Origin of the sequence: Vibrio sp. 10N.222.48.A3, from assembly GCF_041475345.1 — a bacterium.
GTDB classification, from domain to species: domain Bacteria; phylum Pseudomonadota; class Gammaproteobacteria; order Enterobacterales; family Vibrionaceae; genus Vibrio; species Vibrio tasmaniensis_A.
On record NZ_JBFRVX010001412.1, the window covers coordinates 1 to 493 of the forward strand.

The 493-nt window shown below is 43.0% G+C and carries 1 protein-coding gene; it reads right to left on the minus strand.

Going from position 1 to position 493, the window contains the following annotated elements:
• Positions 1-381 (minus strand): exoribonuclease R (locus AB4653_RS26795; RefSeq protein WP_372105747.1); only part of this gene is annotated, 381 nt, incomplete at its 3' end.
• Positions 382-493: the final 112 nt, after the last annotated feature.

A 493-nucleotide genomic window follows, 5' to 3' on the forward strand; every position in this document is an offset into this window, starting at 1 on the left:
TGCTTCTGTCGGTGCTTTCAACAAAATCTTCTCGACTTTGTCACAGTGAGTTTCAAGGCTGATCGCTTGTTCAAGGTTGAACGACATTGCATAGAAGTGCCAAAGCAACAGTCGAGTCATGCGCTCGATGTTTTGCTGTGAGTTATCCGACTCACTAAACGCAAGATTCACTTCACTCAGCGCGATTGCTGTCATTCGCAGCATCGCATCAAACTTCGCTGATTGCATACGCTCTTCATTGGTCACTTCTTCCTGTTCGAACGTAAACAGTTCCGTCATTGCATCTTCAGGGACAAGGCGATGAATCATTCTTAAACTAAATTCTTCTAGTTCTTCACGAGGCATGTTGTTTAAGCAAGTTAAAGTGTAATCGCGTTGCATGGTGTTCTCTTGGATCTGCAAAAAGGTCAGACAGTTTAATGGAGAAGCGAGTTCAGAAAAAGCAGATTTTAGATAAGCCTACGTTTGTAGGCTTATCTATGTACTACAAGCC